The organism is Streptomyces sp. SID12488, from assembly GCF_010548275.1.
GTDB lineage: Bacteria > Actinomycetota > Actinomycetes > Streptomycetales > Streptomycetaceae > Streptomyces.
The window spans coordinates 12409-33815 of sequence record NZ_JAAGLT010000049.1 but is presented as its reverse complement, the minus strand read 5'-3'; the positions used below and the strand labels follow the sequence as shown (position 1 = coordinate 33815).

At 68.0% G+C, this 21407-nt stretch carries 12 protein-coding genes and 5 pseudogenes; 10 read left to right on the top strand and 7 right to left on the bottom strand.

Annotated elements, in window-relative coordinates; all coding sequences use genetic code 11:
• Nucleotides 1–53 precede the first annotated feature (53 nt).
• Both G3I56_RS40660 and G3I56_RS40655 read right to left on the bottom strand, forming a co-directional pair.
• Nucleotides 54–1850: a thiamine pyrophosphate-binding protein gene (locus tag G3I56_RS40660; RefSeq protein ID WP_239135412.1), complete on the bottom strand. Its 1797-nt coding sequence runs from the start codon at nt 1848–1850 to the stop codon at nt 54–56.
• A gap of 270 nt (nt 1851–2120) precedes the next feature.
• Nucleotides 2121–3385 (bottom strand): annotated as a pseudogene (locus tag G3I56_RS40655) (IS3 family transposase).
• Nucleotides 3386–4099: 714 nt separating this feature from the next.
• Between G3I56_RS40655 and G3I56_RS40650 the strand changes: the two are divergent.
• Entirely contained in the window at nt 4100–5782 is a 1683-nt protein-coding gene (locus G3I56_RS40650; RefSeq protein ID WP_275406966.1) for a RecQ family ATP-dependent DNA helicase, read from the top strand.
• A 467-nt stretch (nt 5783–6249) separates the two neighbouring features.
• Nucleotides 6250–7050, top strand: coding sequence for a maleylpyruvate isomerase family mycothiol-dependent enzyme (locus G3I56_RS40645; RefSeq protein ID WP_164418241.1), 801 nt, complete (start codon nt 6250–6252; stop codon nt 7048–7050).
• Nucleotides 7051–7322: 272 nt separating this feature from the next.
• Here the strand turns inward: G3I56_RS40645 and G3I56_RS40640 are convergent, their stop codons facing one another.
• Entirely contained in the window at nt 7323–7631 is a 309-nt protein-coding gene (locus tag G3I56_RS40640; protein WP_203691820.1) for a hypothetical protein, read from the bottom strand.
• 49 nt (nt 7632–7680) lie between these two features.
• Nucleotides 7681–8362 (bottom strand): annotated as a pseudogene (locus G3I56_RS40635) (transposase); the annotation flags it as partial.
• A 582-nt stretch (nt 8363–8944) separates the two neighbouring features.
• Here G3I56_RS40635 and G3I56_RS40630 point away from each other — a divergent pair.
• The 3 genes and pseudogenes from G3I56_RS40630 (at nt 8945) to G3I56_RS40620 (ending at nt 10407) form a co-directional block, all read left to right on the top strand.
• A pseudogene (locus G3I56_RS40630) lies at nt 8945–9538 on the top strand (DUF4291 domain-containing protein).
• Nucleotides 9539–9619: 81 nt separating this feature from the next.
• On the top strand, nt 9620–9979 hold the full coding sequence (locus G3I56_RS40625) for a hypothetical protein (protein WP_203691818.1): 360 nt from the start codon (nt 9620–9622) through the stop codon (nt 9977–9979).
• Nucleotides 9980–10152: 173 nt separating this feature from the next.
• Nucleotides 10153–10407: a hypothetical protein gene (locus tag G3I56_RS40620; RefSeq protein WP_239135411.1), complete on the top strand. Its 255-nt coding sequence runs from the start codon at nt 10153–10155 to the stop codon at nt 10405–10407.
• A gap of 179 nt (nt 10408–10586) precedes the next feature.
• Here the strand turns inward: G3I56_RS40620 and G3I56_RS40615 are convergent, their stop codons facing one another.
• Nucleotides 10587–12803 carry an alpha-L-fucosidase gene (locus G3I56_RS40615; protein WP_164418239.1) on the bottom strand — a complete coding sequence of 739 codons (2217 nt, stop codon included), beginning with the start codon at nt 12801–12803 and terminating at the stop codon, nt 10587–10589.
• 203 nt (nt 12804–13006) lie between these two features.
• On the opposite strand from G3I56_RS40615, the pseudogene G3I56_RS40610 reads away from it, so the two are divergent.
• Together G3I56_RS40610 and G3I56_RS40605 are read left to right on the top strand one after the other, a co-directional pair.
• A pseudogene (locus tag G3I56_RS40610) lies at nt 13007–13749 on the top strand (FadR/GntR family transcriptional regulator).
• A gap of 409 nt (nt 13750–14158) precedes the next feature.
• Nucleotides 14159–14956, top strand: a complete 798-nt coding sequence (locus tag G3I56_RS40605; protein WP_343240208.1) for an SDR family oxidoreductase — start codon at nt 14159–14161, stop codon at nt 14954–14956.
• Here the strand turns inward: G3I56_RS40605 and G3I56_RS40600 are convergent.
• Together G3I56_RS40600 and G3I56_RS40595 are read right to left on the bottom strand one after the other, a co-directional pair.
• Nucleotides 14940–16385, bottom strand: a complete 1446-nt coding sequence (locus G3I56_RS40600) for a glycoside hydrolase family 43 protein (RefSeq protein WP_239135410.1) — start codon at nt 16383–16385, stop codon at nt 14940–14942. The two genes, G3I56_RS40605 and G3I56_RS40600, sit on opposite strands and share 17 nt — an antisense overlap.
• 77 nt (nt 16386–16462) lie before the next feature.
• A pseudogene (locus G3I56_RS40595) lies at nt 16463–17057 on the bottom strand (xylosidase); the annotation flags it as partial.
• Nucleotides 17058–17599: 542 nt separating this feature from the next.
• On the opposite strand from G3I56_RS40595, the gene G3I56_RS44520 reads away from it, so the two are divergent.
• The 3 genes from G3I56_RS44520 to G3I56_RS40580 all read left to right on the top strand — a co-directional run bounded on the left by G3I56_RS44520 (nt 17600) and on the right by G3I56_RS40580 (nt 21365).
• Nucleotides 17600–17878, top strand: coding sequence for a hypothetical protein (locus tag G3I56_RS44520; protein WP_239135409.1), 279 nt, complete (start codon nt 17600–17602; stop codon nt 17876–17878).
• A gap of 580 nt (nt 17879–18458) precedes the next feature.
• Nucleotides 18459–19901, top strand: a complete 1443-nt coding sequence (locus G3I56_RS40585; RefSeq protein ID WP_203691814.1) for a non-reducing end alpha-L-arabinofuranosidase family hydrolase — start codon at nt 18459–18461, stop codon at nt 19899–19901.
• A gap of 357 nt (nt 19902–20258) precedes the next feature.
• The gene (locus G3I56_RS40580; protein ID WP_164418238.1) at nt 20259–21365 is read left to right on the top strand and encodes a ricin-type beta-trefoil lectin domain protein; all 1107 of its coding nucleotides are present in this window, start codon (nt 20259–20261) and stop codon (nt 21363–21365) included.
• Nucleotides 21366–21407 lie beyond the last annotated feature (42 nt).

Sequence of the window (21407 nt, the reverse complement as noted above, 5' to 3'; positions counted from 1 at the left end):
TCGGTGCCGACTGGGGAGGATGGTCGGGGGCGTATCGATGGCTCAGGTGATGGTCAGTGAGGCGCTCGGAAGGAAAGGCCGACTGATTCGTTGCGGTCCCGGAAGGGGCCCGGCTCGTCGCGGTCGATGCTCACGCAGATCACCTGCGGGCCCGGATCCTGTTCAGCGGCGCGTCTCGCCCGGCCGAGTGCGATCGGGATCTGGTCGGGGACGCGGACGGGCCATGCTCGCGCACCCAGGCTCTCGGCCAGCCCGACCAGGTTCGGGCCGCCCAGCCCGAAGTCCTCGTCGGTGGTGCGCATGGTCTCGGGGAATGAATGGTCCATGCCTTGTCGCACCATGTTGAAGGAGTTGTCGTCGAGGACCACCCAGATGGCCCCGACCCTCAGCCGGGCCGCGGTGGCGATCTCCGTGGCGTTCATCAGGAAGCCGCCGTCGCCGGTGACCGTCACGCAGGTCGCCTCCGGCCGGGCGAGCTTGGCACCGATCACAGCGGCGCTGGCCCAGCCCATGCTCGCCATCCCCAGCGGGCAGTGCACCTGCGACGGCGGATCGACCGCCACCCGCTGCGTGAACCACCCGGTGCTGTTCCCTATGTCGACGAACACCAGCGCCTCCGGGATACCCGCCGTCCAACGCTGGAGGTGGTGCATCAGAGCCTGCGGTGTGACCGGCACGGCACCGAGTTCGGCGACCGAGGCCTCGGCGACGACATCCGGCAGGTCCTCGAGCGCATCACGTCGACGGCGCAACGGCTCCTGGTGGGGCCGGTGGGTGGCAGACGCGTCCGCCGCCGCCAGCACGGCACGCAGGAACTCCCCCGCGTCGGCGTGCACTGCGTGGTCCACCGGGTAGGCACGGCCGATCTTCGCCGGGTCTACGTCGACCTGCACCAACGCCCGTGTTCCCCGCAGTGCGGGAGACCAATTGGCGCTCGCCCATTCCCCGAGGCCACTGCCGACCACTACGACCACGTCAGGAGGGTTCCGTGTCAGGTAGGCGTGCGCTCGGCGGGAACCACCGACCCCCATCACACCCAGGGCCTGCGGACGGGTTTCGGGAAAAAGCCCTTTGGCCTTCATCGTGGTCGCGGTCGGAACGGCGAACCGATCGGCGAACCCCGCGAGCGCCTTGCCCAGGCCCGGATCGGATCTGAGGGCTTCGCGTGCCCCGTTTCCCAGCACCAACATGGGGCGTTCGGCGGCCAGCAGCGCACGCGCGACCTCGGCGACTCCGCCAAGGAGGATCGTTTCGGACGGCAAGATCGATTTCCCGCCGAACTCACCGGAATCGACATCCTCGGTGAACAGGTCTACAGGAACGCTCAGGTGCGCGGCTCCGCGAGGGGCGGTCAACGCTTGGCGCACAGCGTTGTCGACCAGTTGTGGGGCGGAGTGGGAGTTGCCGATCTCTCTGCTGTACTTGGCGCACCGCCCCAACGCGCCGACCACGTCCACCCCGTCCTCGGCCCCTTCCTGGAAGCCTCCGCGCCCGTGATGACTTCGGGCCACCGCGCCGCTGATCAGGAGTACCGGTGAACCGTCCGCCTGGGCGACCGCCAGGTGGGGCAGGGCGTTCAACGCTCCGGGCCCGCTGGTCACCAGGGCGACACCCAGCCTGCCGGTCGCGCGCGCGTAGCCGTCCGCCATGGCCACCGCACCCGACTCGTGCCGCGCTACAACGAGCCGCAGGTCCACGTCGGTGAGGGTTCGATCCAGCAATGGGCCGATGGCGCTTCCGGGGACGCAGAACAATGTGTCAACGCTGCTGTGTTTCAACACCCGGAGCAAGTGGTCGGAAAACAACCTTTTGCCGCTTCCGGCCAGATGGGAGCCAACCTCGGAAAGCATGGCGTAACACCAACTCTTCCATTTGGACAGGCCGGATCATTACTTTTCCACAGGAACACGGCCGTTTCAAGATCTTGAAGTGAACCGTTCCGAGCCTATAGAGGCTCCGGACTGCCTCGAGTTGGGTGGAGTCGGGTCAGTTCCTCACGCGCCATCGTGCCCCCTTTGTGTTGGACAGGCTCAGTTGCCCGCCTTGGCGAAGACGCTGGATCTAGCCTCGCGCTTTCGCGAGTGGGCCTTCCCTCGTAAAGGTGGGCACGCGGTTACTGATCACGCGGCGAGCGTGAGTTTAGCGGTGGGATGTCGGCGCTCGTATTCGTTGGGGCTGAGGTGGCCGTTGGCGGGTGTTGTAGCGGGTCAGCCAGGCGAAGACGGTGCGGCAGGTGCCAGCGTCGCCGTAGTCGTGGGCGCCCTGGAGGGTCTCGCAGTTCAGGGAGGCGTGGAATATCTCGCAGGCCGCGTCGTCGGCGTTGGTGCCGACCATGCCCATCGACCGGGTGACCCCGAGCTGGTCACAGAGGCCGGCGAAGGCCCGGGAGCCGTACCCTGGGACCCGTGGTCGGAGTGGAACACGGCGCCGTCCAGGCGGCCGCGGGTCGCGGCTGCCATCCGCAGTACGTCGGTGACCCGGCCGGTGCGCATGTGGTCGGCGATGGACCAGCCGACGACCTTGTGGCTGAAGCAGTCCAGCACGGTCGCGAGATAGAGGAACTCCCTGCCTGCGAGAGGGAGATACGTGATGTCGCCCATGTATTTGCGCCCTGTCTCGGTGGCGGTGAAGTCCCGCTGGAACAGGTCCGGGACAGGCGAGTCTGCCGGGTCCGGGATCGTGGTGCGCAGGCGGATGCCGGTGATGGAGAAAGTCCGCATGATCCGGACGACCCTCTTCTCGCTGACCCGCCGCCCTTTTTCGCGGAGCTCGGCCGTCACTCGCGGGGAGCCGTAGGCGCCGCCAGACTCGCTGTGGACCTCGTGGACCTCGTGGACCTCGTGGACCTCGTGGACCTCGTGGACCTCGTGGACCTCGTGGACCTCCTCGGCCAGGATCCGGTCCTTGTGCCGGCGGGTGGCCCGGGCCTCGGCGCCGGCGAGCCACTTGTAGAAGCTGGACCGGTTCACGTCCAGGACCTGGCAGAGCCGCTTCACCTCGTAGGTGTCCCGGTGGTCGTCAACGAACTGGAAGCGGCTGATCACCAGTTCGTCTCTCCGGCGAAATACTTGGCCGCCTTGCGGAGGATGTCCCGCTCGGTGGCGAGCTCGCGCTCACTCGTCTCAAGCTCGGCCACCCTCGCCTCCAGCTGCCGCATCCGCTCATGCGGATCAGCGGACGGCACCGCCTCCCGAGTCGGGGAGCTCGGCTTCGCAGCCGGGCCGGTGATGCCACGGCGTTCGCGGTCCCGCAGCACCCACTCACGCAGGGTCGCCCGGTTGACGCCCGGATCGACGGCGATGCTCTTGTAGGTCGCCCCCTATGTGGACTCGTGAAGGGCCACGGCATCGGCCTTGAACTCGTCCGAATAGTCCTTCATCGCCATCGGCGGCCTTCTCGCCTCCTCCGGATCAAGCAGATCCAGTTTCAGCGTGACCACCACTCAGGGGGAGGCACCCTCCACTCATTCGTGACCACCCGCTTCCGCCTGCCTTCGACGGGTACACCGGGTTCATCTGGGCCGAATTCCTCGACCCCTGGCTCTTGGCTTCGAGCGAGTCCTACTACATCGCACCAGCCACCGCATGTATCTCTCGCGCGACAGCGACCGCTACCACCACTTCACCGACGGCACCGACGGCACCGACGGCACCGAAAGTGGACGTATCACGGGCTGCAACTACCGGACCTGCGGCTAGAACCGGTGCGGCACAGTGTGAGGGATGCCTGGCACCCTCACACACCGCCGGGCCCGGCGCGCCCGTCCTGCGCCGCGACTCCTCGACCGCGCCCCTCTCGTACGAGCCCCGTGTCTCGTACCAGCCCCGCGCCAGGGCGAGAAGCCGTTCCCCGGCGGTCTCCGCAAGCCGCAGCCGGGGCTCCTTGCGTCGCGCAGATGGGCAAGGACTGGTGGCCGTGCCCGGCAACACGGTCGAGGCAGAAGCCCCTGAAGACAGTCGTGACGCTCGCGGGCCTGCCGCGAGTGTGCCGTCGCAGTCCGCGCCCGGCGATCGGACTGCTTCGGGCCGGGGCGGGCACTAGACCCACCACCGCCCGTCCGGTTGTGCCCCGGTCGCGCGCAACCGCTTGGGGAGTCCCTTTGCCGATCAGCCTGTTCGTCGCCCGCCGTCTCCGCAGAGCCGCGCGGGTGGCCTTCGGATGGGACGAGTTGCGTCCCGGCCAGCTCACCGCGATGAAAGCGGTCATGCGCCGCAGGGACGCCATGGTGGTGATGCCGACCGGCTCGGGCAAGTCGGCGGTGTACCAGGTGCCGGGCATGCTGCTCCCCGGTCCGACACTCGTCGTGTCACCGTTGATCGCTCTCCAGCGGGACCAGATCGCCGGACTGCTGCGCAACAGCGGCCAGACCGCTGTCGCCGTCAACTCGTCGATGTCCAGGGCGCAGAACGAGCAGGCATGGGAGAGTGTGAGAGACCGAACGGCCCGGTTTCTCTTCCTCGCCCCGGAACAGCTCGCCAAGCAGGACGTGCTGGAGCGGCTGGCCGCGCTGCGACCGTCCCTCTTCGTCGTGGACGAGGCGCAGTGCGTGTCCTCCTGGGGCCACGACTTCCGGCCGGACTACCTCAGGCTCCGGCAGGCCGCCGAGAGCATCGGGCGCCCTCCCATCCTCGCCCTCACCGCCAGCGCCGCCGCACCGGTGCGAGCCGACATCGTCGAGCAGCTCGGCATGCGCAAGGCCCACGAGGTGGTGGCCGGGTTCGACCGGCCCAACATCCGCCTGGAGGTCACCCACTTCCTGGACAACGCGGCCAAGCGGCGCGCCGTGGTGGAGCGGGCTGCGGGCGAGCCCAAGCCGGGCATCGTGTACGTCGCCACCCGCAAGGACGCCGAGGCGTACGCCGCCGAGCTGAGCGAACTCGGCCTGAGCGCCGCCGCCTACCACGCGGGCAGCCGGTCGGCCGACCGCGGCGCGGTCCACGACCAGTTTCTCGGCGGCGGGTTGGACGTGGTGGTGGCCACCTCGGCATTCGGCATGGGCATCGACAAGCCCGACGTACGGTTCGTGCTGCACGCCTCGGTGCCCGGGTCCCTCGACGCCTACTACCAGGAGATAGGCCGGGCGGGCCGGGACGGCAAGGCGTCCCGGGCCATCCTGCACTACCGCGTCGAGGACCTGGGCCTGCAGAAGTTCTTCTCCACCGGCCGCCCGGACGCGGACACCATCGCCGACGTCTCCCGCCTCGTACGGGAACGTGCGACGCCGGTGACACCGACGGAACTCCAGGAGGAGACCGGCCTGTCCGCCGGCCGGCTGACCGCCGTCCTCAACCTCCTGGAGAGTGCCGGAGCCCTCACCACGGAACACGGAAAGGTGGCCCCGGTCCCCGGGGCCGATGCGGAGGAAACCGTCACGCGGGCCGTGGAGTTGGGCACCGCGCACGAGAGCATGGAACGCTCCCGGGTCGACATGATGCGCGGCCTGGCCGAGACCACCGGCTGCCGACGGCGTTTCCTGCTCGGCTACTTCGGCGAGCACCTCGACTCCCCCTGCGGCAACTGCGACCGATGCGAACAGCGACCCACCGGCGCCGAAGCCGCGGTAGGCGCCGTCGCCGACCTGTCCCTCCCCCGGCCCGCCTCACCCACGCGCCACGACCACCCGTTTCCGCCCGGCACCGCGGTCCACCACCCGCAGTGGGGTGACGGCGAGGTCCTCAGCGAGGAGGAAAACCGGATCACCGTCCTGTTCGCCTCGGTCGGCTACCGAACCCTGTCACTGCCGGTAATCCTGGAGAAGAACCTGCTCACAGCCACTCCCTAGACGCAGGCCCGGCCGGCCCGCCGCAGCACCGCGTACAGCCCCGCGCTCACCGCGACCCGACCAGGCAGGTCACATCCCCGCTGGCTGTCATCCCAGCTGCAGCCATGTCGGGTTTAAGTGACTGTTGTTGTTGTTCCGAACTTGAGGAGTGCTGGTCGAACGGGAGTCACCTGAACTCCCGACCCGACCGGTCCTCCCCCGCCGTCGTGACCTCCGCGTCCATCACATCGAGTGGCAGCATGACCGCGCGCACCGGGTGGACGTCACGTCGCCGAGGTGCCCGGCCGCACGGCGAGGCCAGAGCACCCACAGGCACGACACCTGGCGTACCTCCACCACCAGCGCCCTCGCAGCAGTGCGCAGCCTGTCACCCGAGCGGTGGGAGGCGAGGACGTCCGCAATGGCCAACCGGCGGCGACTGTGAAAAACGCTGTCCGATCACCGGCACACGGTGATAGACATCCCGCGTGGAAAAGAATCTTGAGTTCCCTGACCTGTTGCGACTGATCGATGAACGGTCGACCGCCTTCCGCGCCGTGGTCGCCGCCGCGCCCGGTCTCGACGCGCAGGTTCCGACCTGCCCCGGGTGGATGCTGTTCGATCTGGTGAAGCACCTTGGTGGGGGAGATCGTTTCTGGGCCGCCATCGTCGGCGCGGGGCCTGCCGACGCTCCCCCGGCCGAGGCCGTCGCTGCGCGCGCCGCTCTGGAAGTGCCGCAGGAGCGTGAGGCCCTGCTGGCCTGGCTGGACGCGTCGACGCAGCTTCTGCTGGGCGCCCTGCGCGCGGCGGGACCGGAGAGCGGTTGCTGGACGTGGTGGCCCGCGTCGCAGTCACCGCAGACCGCCGGCGGCACCGCCCGGCACCGGGTCCAGGAGACCGCGGTGCACACCTACGACGCCCAGCTCGCCGGGGGCGCCCCGCAGCCGCTGCCGGTCGAGCTGGCACTCGACGGTGTGGAGGAGTTCCTGTTCACCGTCTGCGCAACGCCGAGTGCCTGGCCGCACAAGCCCACGGCCTTCGACTTCCACGCCGCCGAGGGCCGCTCCTGGCGCCTCACTGTCGACGGCGACGGCGCACGCACCACCCGCATCCCCGCGCCCACCGCCGCGACCGGCGAAGACTCGGACGCAGCCGGCGCCTCCGTCCACGGTACGGCCAGTGAGCTGGTCCTCTACCTGTACGACCGGATCCAGGCCGACTCCTTGCACGTTGACGGAGACGCAGGGCTGCTCGACCTGCTCCGCGCCTGGGAGCCGGAGGAGAAGTAGGACGTAGCGGGGGCGGTTGGCCGCGCCTCGAGCCGGTAAGACACGACTCTTCGCCAGGTTCGTCAGTCGCGGCACCGGGCTCAAACCCGCGAGGCAGCCTCGGGGCGTCACCAAGCCGACCGTCTACCTGGATGGCAGTGCGAATTTGTCCGTCCCAGCGATCACGAGAAGGGACGCGACTGCCGTCGTCCCGATCTCGTCGAGAAGTCAGTCGATCGGGTGACTGCGGCGGCTGCCGTGCATGAGAGCAGACACCTCACGTTGCTATGCCATCAAGTTCTAGGGATGAGTCCTCCGTTCACGGCGCGGTCGTAGAGCCGCTGGTGCCACTCGTTGGCGTCGATGACGGGCTGGGTGGTGAGCACGGGGTTCGGGCCGGTCTCGATGACGTGGAGGAGCGTCCAGGCGACGCCGTAGCAGTCGTCCGGTCCGAAGCAGGAGACGAGCGCCTGGGCTTCCCCTCCCGTGATCGGCTTCGGGATCGCGTTGAGCTGCTGAACGCGTCTGCCGATCTCTTCTTCGCTCGCGTCCCAGTCAGGAAGCGGGCCGTTGGCGACGAACGTCTGCACTTCGGGTCTCATGGGCGAATGATCTGCTTCCTTGCCACCGCTAGCAAGGCGTCTTCACTGGTCACGCGGCTGCTGCCTCTGTCGGCGACGGCACGGGGAACGCCGACTGCTCATCGAAGAGTTCACGCTTCTGAAGGCAGTGGTAGAGCTGGCCGATCATGCGGTTGAAGAGGTTGCGCTGGGCGGCGGCGTGCCAGTCGCCATGCTCGCGTCGTCGCCGGTAATGGGCGTTGGCACCTGCGGAGGCACGCAGTGAGGAGAAGGCCCACAGGTAGCCGGCGTGGTTGAGCCGGTCGTTCTTCACCCACCACCGTGTGATGGACGACTTCTTCCCGGAGGCCCTGGTGACGGGTGAGGCGCCGTCGTACGCCTTCAGACCGCGGGCGTCGCTCAAGCGGGTGTGGTCGTCCCCGATCTCGGCGAGGATCCGGGCGGCGAGCTGGATGCCGAGTCCGGGGAAGCTCAGCAGGATCTCGGCGTCCGGGTGCTGAGGGAACGCCTCTTCCACCGCCTCGCCGAGTTGGTCGGTGGCGGTGCAGGCGGCTTCCAGCTGGATGAGGAGGGCGAGCATCTGCTTGCCGAGGGCGTCCTCGACCAGCGGCGGTTGGTGGGCCCAGTCGGCGCGGAAGACGTCGCGGAGGCGGTCGGCGTCCGCCTCCGATGCCGCGCTTGCGGCCAGCACGCTTGAGGGCAGCCTGGAGCTGAGTACGGGTCAGTCGTGTGGCCAGGGTGGGCGTCGGAGCGGCCTTGAGGCGTCGCACGCCAGGGCCTCTTGGGGCATCAATACGGCGCCCACGCGACCGTCACCACCACGAGCACCGGGACCGCGCACGCTGTCTGAAGCGAGGCGTTTGCCCGCCCGGCAGCCACGAGGTGTCGCAGTCCGGCACTCGAGCGTTCCGAGATCCAACCGCTCCTTCGGAACGCCCTTAGCAAGGGATTAGGGCCTCTTGGTAGCTCGAAGGATGTCGAAGCCAACGTGCGGTCCAGGAGGCCCTGTTGTCGCATTTCTACGGCAACGCGGGAGTGGGGTCCGCTTCAGCCACTCTCGCGCGTGACTGTCTCGCTCCCAGGTTCGGGAACGCCAGAGACCACGGGGCGCGCGAGCGTCGGTATCCCACCGACATGTCGGACGCCGAGTGGGCGGTGGTCCGGCCACTGCTGCCGGTGCCGGGCTGACTGCGGGGCCGGGGCGGGCAACCGGAGGCTTACGAGCTGGTGCGCACGGGCGACTGCCTGCCGCGCGTGGCCGACCTGCTCCGTCGCGTCGCGCAACGGTCGAAAATCGGTGGTCACCTGAGTCGGCCGACCCCACGCTGTACGCCATGGAAGAACCGCACCGCAGGATCCGCGCGCTCCACACGGCATCCACGATCACCGTCTACCAGGCGTACTCCCCTGAGATCGGACTGCCCGCCATCCGAGACGGCGGCTTTCCCGCCGCGTGGAAGCCGGGCCGCATGACGTGGATCAAGCCCAGTTTCATGTGGATGATGTACCGCTCCGGCTGGGGCACGAAGGAGGGTCAGGAGACCGTCCTCGCCATCGAGATCACTCGCGACGGCTTCGAGTGGGCGCTGCGCCATGCCTGCCTGGCGGGTTACGTCCAGGGACTGCATTCCGATCGCGGCGCCTGACAGCGGGACCTCAAGCGTGCACCCGCCCGCGTCCAGTGGGATCCCGAACGCGATCTGCACCTGCGTCCCATACCGCACCGTTCCTTGCAACTGGGGCTCTCGGGTGAGGCATCGTCGCGTTACGCGGACGAGTGGATCATGTCCATCAGTGACGTGACTCCGCTCGCCAACGAGATCCACGCACTCGTCAGGGACGGCGAACTGGACGCAGCCACCCGCCTGCTCCCCCAGGAGCGGGGATACCCCGCTGGTGAAGAGCTACTCGCCCACCTGCGTCCCTGACCGGCTGTCCGGCACGACGGCTGGCATCACCCCCGGAGCGGCATGCGCTCGCAGTTGGGCTCCTGGATTGAGCGGGGTGAGATGGACGATGCCAGCTGGGGCGAGCTCGCTTCCCTCGATCCGGCGACAGGGCCTGAGCATTTCGTCGGCCGTGTGACCTGGTACAAGAAGTCGCTACCGTCGATACTGCACCGCCAGCCGGTATCTCATCAGTGGCCGTCGGAGTTTGTGTCCCTGATGGGCGTGCCGCCTCTGGATTGTCGCAACGCTTCAGAGCGTGTTGAGTGGTCCACCGATGATCTGGTCTGTGTCTATGAACCACTGACCGCGGGCGCTGTCCTGGGGTCGGAGACTCAGTGGCCGCACGTCTTCGCTGTGATGAAGGCTCTGGCCGGCCGATTCGGTGACGACGGAGTCCGCTTGGTCGTGGCGTTCGATTGACTGAGCAGAGCCTCCCCGCAACCCAGCGAGCGTTCCCGTCCGCGCCACCACTGCCACAGAAGGGTCTGTGAACACGGCTTGATGATCCATGTCAAGCCGCGTTCGTAGACCTTTTGTCGGGATTGCCGCCTGTCCCGCATGCACCGGACGCTCAATCTCACGCCCTCCCTTCGATGCGTTCCGCGTGGCAACGCCAAAGGAGGGCTACACAGTGTCGAGTTGACCCGCACCCCGAGGCCTCCCTCCTGGAGGCCACCGAGAAGGGCAACCACCTGCTGGAGCGTGCCCTCGCCGCACACGTCCCGCAGATGACCGCCGACCTGATGGAACCGCTCACCACCATCGAAAGGTTGATCCTGCGCGAGCTGGTGACCAAGCTGCTCGCCCACTCCACGCGCGGCACGGTCGCCACGCCTGCTGGGCCGTGACCGGCCCTTCGCCGCAAAGACCCCCGGAAACGGAGCACCTCCGGGAAGACCTCCCGATCGGCGCCAACGGCATGATCGGCTCCCGCACCACCGTTGGTTTCACCGCAGCGGGGCGGGAGGAGTCCATGGCCGGGCCGGGTCGGAACAGCGTCGGTCGGTTGCTGCGGCGCGGTGTCCCGTCAGATCTTGGTGAAGGTCCACAGCAGGTTGGTGCTGGTGCCCCAGGTCCACTGCTTGGTGACGGAGCCGGAGGAGACGTTGCCCCCGCCGTCCAGGACGAGGCTCGTGGTGCGGTTGGCGATGGAGTAGCGGCCGTCGCCGCGGTGGGTGATCAGCCATTGCTGGTTGGTGCCGCCGTTCCACACCTGCTGCCTGGCCGGGGCGCCGTCGCTCGTGGCGCCCTCGCCGTCGGCGACGAGGCCGTTGGTGCGGTTCTCCAGCTTGTGGTAGGCGTTGCCGAGGTCGACTGCGTACCACTGCAGGTTGGTCGAGCCGTCCCAGGTCCACAGCTTCAGGTCGGAGCCGGCGGGGACGTCGGCGCCGCCGTCCAGGGCCAGGCCGTTGGTGACGTTGGTGACGCGGAAGTGTGCGGCCGGGTCGAACACGACCTTCAGGGAGGTGATCCTGGTTCGGATCCTGGCGCTGTCGACGGTGAAGGTCCACGACCTACCGGTGAAGTCGTCGCCGGAGTAGCCGACGACCTGGTATCCCGGGGCCAACCGCAGCGAGGAGAGAGTACGCGGCGGGATGCCGGCGAGGGAGAGCTGTTCGGCGGTGTAGCCGCCGACGGCCAACACGGTGCTGTCATCCGAGTAGTTGGTGCCCTGGTGGGCCACGGCACCGACGAGGGGCCGCAGCGAGGGAATCCGGCCGGAGAAGCGGAGCTTGAGGACGTACGCGGGCGCGTCGAACGGCGCCGTGGACGGCAGGGCCACCTTCAGCCCCGTCGCGGCCTGGGTCGGGGCGGGGAGGTCGAGGTACCCGCCGGCGGTCGCGCCGAGCAGTTTCACCGAGGACAGCGAGGCCAGATCGATCCGTTCGGAGCCGAGCGTCTCGATCGTGAGCGAACTGCCGGGCCAGCCGAGGACCGTGGCGTACAGGACCGTGTCCGCCTTGTTGCGGGTGAAGCGGATGTCCTGCGCGGTGCCAGCCGTGGGGCGGGTGAAGGAACCGCCGCCCATCTTCGTCGGGCCCTCGCCGTACGCGGTCCACGCCCGGGTGTCGTAGATCGACTCGCCGTGGCGCTTCAGGTAGTCGCCGATGGCGAGGAGGAGGTCGCGCTGGCCCTGCGGGATGGTGCCGTCGGCCTGCGGGGCGATGTTGAGCAGCATGTTGCCGTTCTTGCTGACCCGGTCGATCAGCGAGTGCAGCATCTGCGCGAGCGAGTAGTAGCCGATGCCCTCGGTGTAGCACCAGCTGGTGTTGGAGATGCTGTCGTCGGTCAGCCAGTACGGCGCGGTGAGGTCGGCCGGTCCGCCCCGCTCGTAGTCGAAGACCTCGCCGTGGGCGTTGAGCCCGTCCTTGTAGGTGGCGACGACTTCCTTGCCCCACTTGTTCGCCTGGTTGTAGTAGTACGCCAGGAAGTTCAGCCGTTGCGTCTCATCGACGTGGTCAAGTCGCCAGTCCTGCCACAGGATGTCCGGCCGGGCCCGGTCGACGACCTCCTTGAGCTTGTCGAACCACAGTTGGTTCTCTTCCGCCGAACTCAGCTGGCCGTACAGCTTCTTCAAGCTCGGGTCGGACTGAGCAGATGCGTACTCGTAGTAGCCGGTGTAGTTGTACGCGTGGTGCATCGCCACCAGCAGCTTGAGGTTGCGGGCGCGGATGGCGTCGGTGAACAGATGGAGCAGGTCGAGCCGCGGCCCCTTGGCCACGGAGTTCCACTCGTTGACCTTGCTGTCCCACATCGAGTAGCCGTCGTGGTGCTCTGCGACTGGGCCGGCGAACCGCGCGCCGGCGTCGACGAAGAGCTGCGCCCACTCGTCGGGGTCGAAGTTGCCGCCGGCCGACCTGAGTTTCGGCGCGAACTCCACGTGGTCCCCGGCGAGGTCGTCCGCGCCGTTGATGAAGTTGTGGAGCGGCCAGTCGGCGGGGTTGCCGTAGGTGGCGATGTGGTGCTTGTTCGCCTTGCTGTCCGGCTCGTACATGTTCCGCGGATACCACTCGCTGTCGTACGCGGGCACGCTGAACACGCCCCAGTGGAAGTAGATGCCGAACTTGGCGTCCCGGAACCACTCGGGGGCCGCCGGATGACGATTCACCGAGTCCCAGGTGGGCGTGTAGATGCGCGGGGCCGCCATGGCACTGCCGCCGGCGAACACGTCGGTGACCATCGCGGCCGCCACGACGGACGTGGCACCGGCCAGTAGCCTGCGCCTGCTGATCGATTGCGACACTGGGGAAACCTCCGGCGAAGCGGTTCTCATGGGACTTGAGCGCCTGGTGTTACGCACGAAGGTCAGGCATGCGACCCTTCACCGTCAACGGGCGTGCAGGGATGAATGGCCCTGACGAGACAGCTGAGATAATCGATTTGATGCTCTATCAAACAGTTCGTGCAAGAAAAGACATCACATGTCTTTCGGAGAGGGGTCCCCCTTTGTCCCTGACGGACAAGGCCATCGAGCAGATCCGCGAGCTCGTTCGCTCGGGTGCGCTGCTGCCAGGCTCCGAGCTGCCTCCGGAGCCGGACCTTGCCGCGCAGTTGGGGCTCTCGCGCAATCTGGCGAGGGAGGCAGTCAAAGCGCTGGCCGTCGCCCGGGTGCTGGAGGTCAGACGGGGTGACGGCACCTATGTGACCAGCCTGCAGCCGAGTCTGCTGCTGGAAGGTCTCGGGGGTGCGGTGGACCTGCTGCAGAGCGATGCGGGTGCCCTGTTGGACGTGATGGAGGTCAGGCGGCTGCTCGAGCCGGTTGCCACCGCGCTGGCCGCCACCCGGATCTCGGACGAGGACCTGGCCGGGGCGAAGCGGCACCTGGCGCCATGCGGGAGGCCCGCGACGATGTCGAGCAACTCAACGCGCACGACGCGGCGTTCCACCGCACGGTGGTCGCCGCCCCAGGCAACGAGTCACTGGTCACGCTCCTGGAGGGCGTCTCGGGCCGCACCCTGAGGGCCCGCATCTGGCGTGGCCTGGTCGACGGCCAGGCCACGGGGCGCACCCTCGCTGAGCCCGAGGCGATCTTCAGGGCTCTGTCCCGCCGCGAAGCCGCACTCAGCCAGGCCGCCGCGCTGCTGCACGTCAGCAACACCGAGCAGTGGCTGCGGAATCACCTGGATGCTACGCCGGTCGCCTCCGGGACGCCGACGACGACCGACGGAGACAGGAGCGGTCAGGTGTGACGCCCTGTCGCTCGGCGGTGGGTTCCGCGAAGACATCGGACCGTCCCGTCCGCTCCTTCGGCGGAGATGAAGCCGGCCTCGGCAACGATGACCAGCGTGGCGCACCGGACCGCGGACGAACCCGGCTTCGACGCCGTCGGCGAGACCGGCGACGCGATGCGTAGTTCGCGACGTGGCCGACCGGCCCGGATCCAAAGTTCATCCGAACGCACCCGAGACCTACGCACCCCGAGGCCTACGCACTACGAGTCGGCACATGATCATCACGATCTTGATCAACGTCGCCCGGCTCGGGTCGCACCTGCATTGGGACGAGTAGAACCCCACCCTCAGCACGGACGCTGCGGACGAACTCGATCCGCCGGTACACACGCGCCCGCCACACGCCTGGTCGGCGACGGCGCGCGTCATCGTCACCGACGTGAGCGGCCGGCAGGACGAGCTGGCCACCGAATTCGGCGACCGGGCCACGGCCTGGCACCTCGACGTCGCCGACGAGGCCGATGTGCGTACCACCGAGGACTGGATCCGCACCGAGTTCGGCGGCCTGGATCTCCTGGCCAACAACGCGGGGATCGGCGGCGCGACGCAGCCGCTGCACGAGTACCCCGTCGAGACCTTCGACAAGGTCCTGGCCATCAACGTCCGTGGCGCCTACCTGGTCCTCCAGGCCGGAGTGCGGCTCATGCTGGAAAGTGGAGGCGGCGCCGTGGTCAACACCGCCTCCATCGGCGGCTTCCGCGCCACACCCCTGAATTCCGCCTACATCGTCTCCAAAAGCGCGTCGGTGATGATCGCCCGCGTCGCGGCCCTCGAGTACGCGACCCAGAATATCCGCGTCAACGCCGTCGCCCCGGGCGTGACCCACACGCCCATCCTGGACAACGCCCCGGCCGACCAGCTCGAAATGCTCGCCGGCCAGGTCCCCCAGGGCCGGCTCGGAACTCCGCAGGAGATCGCCAACGTCGCCGCCTTTCTCCTCGACGACGCCGAGGCCGGCCATGCCACCGGTCGGATCTGGGTGCGGTGGGTGACGTGTAGGCCGCGACGGTCCGGGTGGGTGGCGATCCAGCGGGCGGTCTCGCGCGGGGACGGCGGGCGTTCGCCGGGGCTTTATCCAGCGGCAGCCCGCGTCCAGGGGAGCCGGAATCTTCGGGCTTCAGCCCGAAGAGCAAGTCAATGCGGTGCGGTTACGCGGCGCGGGTGAACTGCCACCAGTTCATGTTGAACAGGTAGCCGCTGCCGCCGCTGAAGCGAAGGTAGAGGTCCTGGGTTCCCGTCACGCCGCTCACTGGGCAGGTCACCGTGGTCCAGGCTTGCCAGCCGCCGGTGTTCGGCACACTGCACCGGCCCACGACCGTCCCGCTCGGACTGCCCAGGCGCAGCTCGACGGTGCCGCCGCCGGTGGCCGAGGCCACGCGCGCAGTGTAGGAGGACGGGCCCGGCCCGAAGGCCACGCCCTTGACCTTGATGTAGTCGCCGTTTTCGATCCAACCGACGTTCATTCCGCCGTCACTGGTCCATTCGGTCTCGATCCCGGAGCCCCAGGCGATCGTCTCGGCCTCCTGGCGTACATACGGGTCAAGCGCACCGATCTGGGGTGCACCGGTGTCCGTCATGTTGATTGTCGGGATCGTTCCGTCAGCGTTGTAGAAGAACTTCTCCACGGCGACCGAGCGGGTGAAGCCGCCGCCACCCGGGAGGGCGCCGTTGTGGTAAAAGAAATACGAGTTGCCCTGAAAGTCCACGATGCCCGCGTGGTTGGTGAAGCTGTTGCCCTGGGCGGGCATGACTGTTCCACGGTAGGTCCACGGCCCGGTCGGGCTGGGTGCCGTGGAGTAGGCGATGAACTCCGAGCAGCACCTGGCCGCGTACACCATGTAGTACAGGCCGTTCCGCTTGTAGACCCAGGGTGCTTCTTCGTACAGCGTGGGGCGGTCGGGGTTGTCGGTGCGGGTTCCGAAGCCCGCGGTGGTGAGCGGAATTTGGACGGGGCTGCCTGCGTAGGACGTCATGTCCGCGTTCAGCTTGACGTACCACAGGTTCGGATTGCCCCAGTACAGGTAGGCCTGGCCGTCGTCGTCGATGAAGACGGTCGGGTCGATCTCACTGTTCTCCACCAGCGGGTGGCCGAGGGCGTCCCGGAACGGGCCGGTGGGGCTGTCCGACACCGCCACGCCGATGGCCATCCGGCCGGTCGCCCGGGCCGACACCGGCACATACCAGTAGAACTTGCCGCCCCGTTCGACGGCCTGGCCCGCCCACGCGTCGGTGGACGCCCAGCTGAAGGTGGCCAGGCTGAGCGGCGAGCCGTGGTCGGTCCAGTTGACCATGTCGGCGGAGGACCACACCCGCCAGTCCTTCATCACGAAGGAGGAGTTGGAGCCGTCCTCGTCGTGCCCGGTGTAGAGGTAGACCCGTCCGTTGTACACCAGCGGGGCAGGGTCGGCGGTGTAGACGTGCTGCACGATCGGATTGTCCGCCCGGGCCGCCGTGGGCTGCACCACGACGGGAAGGACGGCGAACGCCAATATGAGGATCAGCCCCCAGGTTGCCCGGGAGAGTCTCGTACCGGTGGCGGGTGATCTCACTGCGGTCGGGTGAGCCGTTGGCCTGAGGGCGGCGGTACTGGCCATGGTGTGGTCCTTCCTGGTGCTGCGGGGTCGGGGGTTGAGCAGCTAGTCAGATGCGGGGAGGAACGTTGCTGCGCTCGGGGTGTGGTCAGCGCGAACCGTGCGATGCGGACGGAGCCGCCGCGTGTCTGCGTGGCGTAGCTGGAAAGGGCGAAGCGGTAGCCCGTGAAGAACTGCCAGGTGTGGCCCCTGGTGAACGCGGGCCCCAGGTGGGTGAAGCTGGTGCCGTCGGTGCTGTGGAGGAGGTTCCCCGGACGGGAGGCGCCGGGGCGGATGCCGGCAGCCGCGCGCAGCCGGATGCGACCGCCCGTGCCGTTGGCGCTCGCGACTTCGGTGCCGGTGCCGGTGGTGTTCCAATTGCTGTCCGTCGCGGATCGTCGCGTAGGCCAGCTGGATGGTCGCGGTGGAGGTGGGTCCCTGAATCCGGTGGGTGAGGGTATTGCGGGCCCAGTACAGGTGGTTGGTGGCCGTCGCGGTGCGCAGGGTCAGGCCGTTGTTGACGGACCACTTGTCGTGGTCCGGATTGTGGTTCCCTTCCCACTTCGGTTTCACGGTCGTTCCGTCTAAGGTGTCGCCGCCGGTCAGTGGGGTGACCTGGCGGGGTGGGGGCGGCAGGACGGGGCTGGGGTACGACGTGCCCCAGGCACCGCCTACGAGTTGGACGACGGGCCAGCCGCGCCAGGCCTAACAAGGAGGACCACGGCCGCGCGGCACAGGGGCGGGCATGGTGCGGGCGACGTCACACGATGCTCCAGGAGGCGATCACGGCTCGCCGCACGAACACCAGGTGCACCCGTCCAAGTCCGGCACTTGGCGTGTAGGGGAGAGCCTTACTGGATGGATGATGCGGGTGCTGTCATGCCCGGTATGCGCACCATGCGCAAGCCGCTTGGGCCGGGCGTGTTCGATACTGCGAACGTTAACCGATCCTTCGGACGGCATGGATCCTAGGAGTTGATGGCGGACAGCACAAGATCCTTGATCGACCCATTCATGCCGAAGATTGAGGAGTGGGTCGACCGGTCGCAGCGCACGGTGCGAGCCGACAAGCTCACGAACGCCTCCAGCTACTGGGTTCACCTGGGGCGAGCGGACGATGCGGCGGGCGGTCGCGCGGGCGAAGGGAACAGTGGCGGGCCGGCCACCGTCGTACTTACCGGCCGTGGATCGCCGAGCCCGGTCTCTGGTTGCAGTTCGACTGGGGATGGGGCCCGAAAGTGCCTGGTCCGGGCGGTGGAAGCGAGCGCGAGACCCTCTCGTTCTGCGCATGGCTGGCGTGGTCCCGCTTCCGGATGGTGATCCCGGTCTGGGACCGGACCCCGCCCACGGTGATCTCATGCATCGACTCCACCTTGCGGGCGATCGGCGGGGCACCGACCTGTCTACTCACCGACAACGAGAAGGCGATGACCATCGACCGGGTCACCAGGATCGCGGTCCGTCATCCTCAAGTCGTGGCCGCAGGACGCCACTACGGCCTGCAAGTACACACCTGAGTCCCGTTCGATCCCGAGTCCAAACGGGGGCGGCGAGGCCACCGCCCGTATCGCGAAGACGGGCCTGATCCCAACCTCCGCGAACCTGCGGGAGAAGCACAGTCGCTTCGCCGAACCCCGCGGGGCCTGCGCGATCTTCTGGCGGCAGGTCAACACCCGCGTCCACAACGAGACAAGCAGGGCACCGGCATCCGCGCCAGACGGTCGAACGCACCCGCCTGCACCGGCTGCCCGTGGCCCCTCACACCCTCAACTTGGACCGGGCGGCAACCTTTTCGGGAGCGGCGGCAACCAGTACTGCAACGGTGCCTGTCCAAGCCCGCGCCCGCACCGCTACCTGACCCTCGCGTCAAAGACCCTTGCAACCGCGGAACTTGAAGCTGCTTGGTTTGATCCTGCGAACGTTTCTGGTCGCGAATCGTGTGAGAAGTATTGACGTCATTAATGGGATGTCTAGCATTCTCTTGCTCGACACTTCGACCCTTGTTCGGCATATCGGACAATGGCGTGCCATGTCGGTACCCGGACGGCCTCTGGCGGGGCGGACCGGAGCCGCTCGCTCAGGGATGACGAGGTCCTTATGCGCAGACGTAGTTTCCATCGCAGGTGTCCGTCGGCGGTGCTCGCCGCCGCGGTTGCGGCGCTGGCCGCGTTGGCGGCGCTGCTGGTGGCCGGCCCTGCTCAGGCGGCCACCAGCGGCGAGTTGCGCGGTGTTGATTCCGGCCGCTGTCTCGACGTGGAGGGCTTCAGCCAGACCGACGGCGCGAACGTGCACATCTGGGACTGCCACGGCGGAATCAACCAGCAGTGGACGTCGACGGACAGCAGCCAGCTGACCGTGTACGGCAACAAGTGCCTGGAGGTCCCGGGCAGCGCCACCACGTCCGGGGTCCGGGTGCAGATCCGCACCTGCAACGGCGGTGCGAACCAGCAGTGGCGGGTGAACGCCGACGGCACGGTCGTCGGTGCGCAGTCCGGGCTGTGCCTGGAAGTCTCGGGCTGGGGTAAGGCCAACGGCACGGCGGTGCAGATCTGGTCGTGCCACGGCGGCACCAACCAGAAGTGGACCGGCCTGTCGGGGGCGAACAACGTGTGTGCTCTTCCGTCGACCTACCGCTGGACATCGACCGGCCCGCTGGCGGAGCCGAAGGCGGGGTGGGCCTCGCTCAAGGACTTCACCAGCGTCGTCCACAACGGCAAGCACATCGTCTATGCCACGACGCACAACACCCTCGCCGGTGACGACGGGCGCTGGGGATTGACGTCCTTCAGCCCCTTCACGAACTGGTCCGACATGGCCACCGCCACCCAGAACACGATCCCCTTCGACGGCATCGCGCCGACGCTGTTCTACTTCGCCCCGAAGAACACCTGGGTGCTCGCCTACAACGGGGGTTGGCCATACAGCTTCTCCTACCGCACCTCGAGCGACCCCACCAACCCCAACGGCTGGTCCGCGCAGCAGGAGCTGTTCACGGGCACCCTCCCGAAGGGGGGCCCTCTCGACGTGACCCTCATCGGCGACGACACGAACATGTACATGTTCTTCGCCGACGATGAGGGCGGCATCTACCGCGCCAGCATGCCCATCGGCAACTTCCCGGGCACCTTCGGTTCGTTCACGAAGATCATGAGCGACACGCCGCTCAACCTGTTCGAGGCGCCGGAGGTCTACAAGATCCAGGGCCAGAACCAGTACCTCATGATCGTCGAGGCCCAGAACTACACAGGGTTCGGTCGCTACTTCCGCGCGTTCACGGCCACCAGCCTCGACGGCACGTGGACACCGCAGGCAGGGGCCGACACCGTGACCAGCCCCTTCGCCGGCAGTGCCAACAGCGGCGCGACGGCCTGGACCAGGGACATCAGCCACGGCGATCTGGTTCGGACCAACCCCGACCAGACCAAGACCATCGACCCTTGCAATCTGCAGTTCCTCTACCAGGGGCGCGACCCCAGCACCGACGGCGGGGACTACGGCCTCCTGCCCTACCGGCCGGGGGTACTGACACTGCAGCGCTAACCGGTGGCCTGACACAGGTCCGGCTCCGGTGTCCCTGACGTTCGCGGGCAACGACGCACGCCGAACCGGGCCCGGAGCCCGACTGAACCATGCCTCGACACACCGTCAGGCCCTACCCACCCGACAACGCCCGCCCGTGGCTGGTCAGAGCTTTCACTGCGAGGGGGCCGGGCATGCCCGGCCGCTGTGGGAGCGGTCGCGGACAGCCGGCTACGCACAGGTTCCCCACCACGCCGTTCCGCCAGTACCTCATGTGCCTGCCGATGCCAACGGGACGACACAGCAGCCGAGTTGCCGACTCGAACGGCGAACAGCCCCCGCCAGATTCAGCACTCACTCGCAGAAGAGGACGACTGCATGGCAAAGCCTTGGGTACTGTCCCTCATCACGCTGGTCATGGCCGCGCTCGGGATGACGGCAGCAGGTGTGGCACCTGCCTCCGCCGCCTCGAACACGCCCTTACGGGTCATGCCGTTGGGTGACTCCATAACCTGGGGCGTGGGAAGCAGCACGGGCAACGGCTACCGGGGTCCGTTGTGGGACATGCTCGCGGCGGACGGCCATCCGCTGGACTTCGTCGGCACGTTGCGGGGCGGTTCGATGTCCGACCCCGACAACCAAGGTCACCAGGGATACAGGATCCACCAGATCGCCGAACTCGCCGACACCTCGCTGACCCGCTACCGGCCCAACGTCGTGACGCTGATGATCGGCACCAACGACCTGGCAGGGAGCTATCAAGTCTCCACCGCCGCCGACCGGCTGAAGTCGCTGGTCAACCAGATCACCGCCGACGTCCCCGACGCGGCCGTCCTCGTGGCCTCCCTGGTCGTGTCCACCAGCGGCTCGGAGGAGCAGTACCGTGCCGCGTACAACCAGGCCATCCCCCAGATCGTGAGCGAGGCACAGTCCGCGGGCAAGCACGTCGCATACGTGGACATGAGCGGTCTGACCACGGCCGACCTGGACGACGCCCTGCATCCCAACGACGCGGGCTACCAGAAGATGGCCGACGCCTTCCACCGCGGCATCCAGTCCGCGGACAGCGCCGGGTGGCTGAGGAACCCCGCCCCCGCCCCCGCACGCGTGCAGTCCGACATGAGCGGCAAGTGCCTGGATGTCAGCGGCTTCGGCACCGCCGACGGAACCGCCGTCCAGATCTGGAGCTGCGGCGACAGCATCAACCAGTACTGGTCCGCCTACACCGATGGCACCCTGCGCTCCATGGGCAAGTGCCTCGACGCCGCCGGCTTCGGCACGGCCAACGGCACCAAGGTGCAGCTCTGGGCCTGCCACGGCGGCTCCAACCAGATCTGGGAGCCCTACAACGGCGGCTACCGCAACCCCGCCTCCGGCCGCTGCCTCGACGATCCCAGCTTCTCCACGACCGACGGCACACAGCTCCACCTGTGGGACTGCCACGGCGGCTCCAACCAGAAGTGGACCACTCTGACCGCCGGATGACCCCCGCTCCCAGGACCGGAGCCCCTCCCCGCCCCGCTCCCG

What these genes read in the sequence shown, in the direction of transcription:
- G3I56_RS40625 (WP_203691818.1), top strand. Translation starts at nt 9,620, where the DNA reads ATGGACGATGCCAGCTGGGGCGAGCTCGCTTCCCTCGATCCGGCGACA.
- G3I56_RS40600 (WP_239135410.1), bottom strand. Translation starts at nt 16,385, where the DNA reads ATGGCCAGTACCGCCGCCCTCAGGCCAACGGCTCACCCGACCGCAGTG.
- G3I56_RS40620 (WP_239135411.1), top strand. Translation starts at nt 10,153, where the DNA reads ATGCGTTCCGCGTGGCAACGCCAAAGGAGGGCTACACAGTGTCGAGTT.
- G3I56_RS40660 (WP_239135412.1), bottom strand. Translation starts at nt 1,850, where the DNA reads ATGCTTTCCGAGGTTGGCTCCCATCTGGCCGGAAGCGGCAAAAGGTTG.
- G3I56_RS40580 (WP_164418238.1), top strand. Translation starts at nt 20,259, where the DNA reads ATGGCAAAGCCTTGGGTACTGTCCCTCATCACGCTGGTCATGGCCGCG.
- G3I56_RS40640 (WP_203691820.1), bottom strand. Translation starts at nt 7,631, where the DNA reads ATGAGACCCGAAGTGCAGACGTTCGTCGCCAACGGCCCGCTTCCTGAC.
- G3I56_RS40585 (WP_203691814.1), top strand. Translation starts at nt 18,459, where the DNA reads ATGCGCAGACGTAGTTTCCATCGCAGGTGTCCGTCGGCGGTGCTCGCC.